The organism is Streptomyces sp. CBMA123 (genome assembly GCF_014596465.1).
Taxonomy (GTDB): Bacteria; Actinomycetota; Actinomycetes; order Streptomycetales; family Streptomycetaceae; genus Kitasatospora.
The window spans coordinates 1-2624 of the sequence record NZ_MECK01000421.1; the positions used below are offsets into that span (position 1 = coordinate 1).

The window sequence follows — 2624 nt, forward strand, 5'->3', positions numbered from 1 at the left end:
TCCAGCGGCGCGGTCGGCTCCACCCGCCGGGCCGCGCCGTATCCGGCGGCCCGCTCGGCGCGCCGCGAGGGCCGCCAGGCCGGTCGCATCATGGCGAGACCCAGGCAGAAGACCAGGGCGAGGGCGAGGCCCGCGAGGAAGATCCCGAGGCTGTCGAGCTTCACGAGGTCGTTGCCGAGGATCGTCACCTGGTACTCCGGCCCGCCGCCGAGGTTGTCGGCGATCAGCAGCCCGGTGAAGGCACCGGAGGCCGCCAGCAGCAGAAGTCCTAGCAGCAGCATGGGGATTCCCCTTCCGTCCCGTTCTCGCCCCCACTTCCAGGCCGCGCCTACCCGGCGGATCCCGTCCGTAACGGTCCGGCGGGGACCGGTCGCCGACCCGTGCGACTGGTCCTGGCCGATCGGCTGGTCCACGGACGGTGACACCCGGCTCCGGGCCTCGTCCCTGGCCTCGGCCCCCGGCCTGGTCGTCGGTCGCACCGGGCGGGCAGCGCGGGTTCCGTCCCGCTCCGCTTCGGAGCGGCACCGTTCCGCCCCTTCCCGTTCGCGAGACTCCTCGGGCGTGGGCCGGACGATGAGGCCGTGGCATGCCCGGGTGGTCGGTTCCGTCACGGCCGCTCGAAGTCAGGCAGGGGTGGGACGCCCACAGGCCGTCCGCAGCTCGGCAGCGGTCCCGTGCGGGTCATCCGTCTCCACCGCGATCCCGGCGAACGGTGCGGGCGGCCGCAGCTCCACGCGCAGCACGGGGTGCCGGTGCCCTCGCAGGGCGACGAAGTCCCGCCCGTCCTTGTGCCGCCACACGCCCAGGCAGAGCGCGCCGGGCACGGCCAGCCCACTGATCCGGATCCCGCGCAGCGCCCGCCAACGGTCCGGCTGGACCTCGACCGCCGTGACGGCTTCCAGCGGCGCCCGCACCTCCCGTCGGCGGGTCACGATGCGCTCCCACCACGTCAGCCGGACGACCAGGTCGTCACCGTCGACCAGCAGCCTGGCCATGCTCTGCTCCTCTCCTCCCCCGTCGCCTCTTCCCCCGGTCGCCCGGCACGGTCGTCCACCCGGCGCGGTCGGCGGGGTCAGCCGGGGACGGTGTCGCGCACCCTGAAGGCGTCGGTGGCACCGGTGAGTTCCAGCATCCGCAGCACCAGTGGGCGGGGGCGGGCCAGTTCGATCCGGCTGCCGTGGGCGGCCGCGCCGACTTGGGCGCGGAACAGCTCGTAGAGGCCGGTCGAGTCGCAGAACTCCAGTCCGGCGCAGTCGATCACGACGACGGTGGCGGGCTCGGCCAGGGCCGGCGCGAGGACGGCGTTCAGCTCGGCGACCGAGTCGAGGTCGAGTTCGCCGTACAGGGCGATCACGGTGCCCCCGGCCCACGGCGACGCCTGTGCGGTGAGGACCGCGGGCTCACCGCGGCGGTCGGACGCCAAGCCTCGGCCATTCGGCTGCCGGCGCGTCATCGTGCTCCTCCTCCTGGCTCTTCCCTCGGAGGGACTCCCACTGCGCGCTCCTGGTTCTTCCCTCGGAGGGACTCCCACTGCGCGACTGTCCACGGCAGGGCCCGGGAAACGCCGGAAGAAGGGGTGAGTCAGCCGGGTTCCTCCGATTCCCGGCCGGGCGCAGGGGGATCGGCGACGGCCCCCGGCGTCGCGTCGGGGTCGGGGCCGGGGTCGGACCGGATCCGCAGCACCGTGTCGGTACCGGTGACCTCGAACAGCCGGGCCACGATCGGGCGCGGCCTCACGACGTCGAGGGTCCGCCCGGCCGCCTCCGCGTCGAGCCGGGCCTGCAGCAGGATGTTCAGACCGGTGGAGTCGCAGAACCGCAGCTCGGCCAGGTCGACCACGATCCGGCGGATCCCGTCGTGCAGCGGCCGGGCGAGTACGGTGCGCAGCGCGTCCGCCGAGTCGCGGTCCAGCTCTCCGGCCATCGTGACGATCCGCTCCGACGCCCGGTCGTCCACCGCCACGTACAGGCCCCCGCTGTGTCGTTCCCCCTCGCGGGGGACCTCGGTTGGCCCTCGCATCACGCGCTCCCGGTCCGGTCGGTGCGGCAGGGCTGCCGTCCCGACCATCATGCCGCGCGGCGCCCCGAACCGCTCGGACGGCCGTCGGAACCGCCCGGACGGCTCCGGGCCACGGATCCTCCGCCCCGAGGTGTACGAGCCCCTGGGCCGGAGAGACGCTGGGGGCAGGACTTCCGTCCGGAGGCTTCCAGGGAGGACGCCCGGAGTGAGCCGCGCGCCGGCTCCGCGAGCACGGGAGCAGGTCCACGACGAAGGAGGCGAGCCCCATGAGCGACCAGGACCCGACCCGCGACCACGACCGGCCCGTACCCAAGGACCCGCCCGTCCCGGTCGAAACCCCCGAGTCACGAACGGACGACGAGGACGGACCACCACTGGTCCCCGAGGAGGGGCAGCACACTCCGCACGCCGAACCGACGCACGCCGAACCGACCGAACCGGCCCACGAGCCGGAGCCCCACGAGACCCCCGACTGAGCCGGCCGTGCCGCACCCCGGACACCGTCCCCCGACCGCGCCCCGCCGACGGCGGGGAGCCGGCCCATGGGCGTGACCGGCCCCGGACCGGGCCGACGCCCCCGGCCGCTCGGCAGCCGCCCCCCCCGG

The 2624-nt window shown here is 74.9% G+C and carries 5 protein-coding genes; 1 reads left to right on the top strand and 4 read right to left on the bottom strand.

Annotated features, from left to right (window positions below; all coding sequences use genetic code 11):
- The 4 genes from BG452_RS32385 to BG452_RS32400 all read right to left on the bottom strand — a co-directional run.
- Positions 1 to 281 (bottom strand): hypothetical protein (locus BG452_RS32385; protein WP_223243049.1); only part of this gene is annotated, 281 nt, incomplete at its 3' end.
- Positions 282 to 623: 342 nt separating this feature from the next.
- Positions 624 to 995 (bottom strand): hypothetical protein, encoded by a 372-nt coding sequence (locus BG452_RS32390; protein WP_188307924.1) that lies wholly within the window; start codon positions 993 to 995, stop codon positions 624 to 626.
- 77 nt (positions 996 to 1072) lie between these two features.
- The gene (locus BG452_RS32395; RefSeq protein ID WP_188307925.1) at positions 1073 to 1453 is read right to left on the bottom strand and encodes an STAS domain-containing protein; all 381 of its coding nucleotides are present in this window, start codon (positions 1451 to 1453) and stop codon (positions 1073 to 1075) included.
- Positions 1454 to 1581: 128 nt separating this feature from the next.
- On the bottom strand, positions 1582 to 2019 hold the full coding sequence (locus BG452_RS32400; RefSeq protein WP_188307926.1) for an STAS domain-containing protein: 438 nt from the start codon (positions 2017 to 2019) through the stop codon (positions 1582 to 1584).
- Between the two features lie 266 nt (positions 2020 to 2285).
- On the opposite strand from BG452_RS32400, the gene BG452_RS32405 reads away from it, so the two are divergent.
- Positions 2286 to 2495, top strand: a complete 210-nt coding sequence (locus BG452_RS32405) for a hypothetical protein (RefSeq protein ID WP_188307927.1) — start codon at positions 2286 to 2288, stop codon at positions 2493 to 2495.
- Positions 2496 to 2624: the final 129 nt, after the last annotated feature.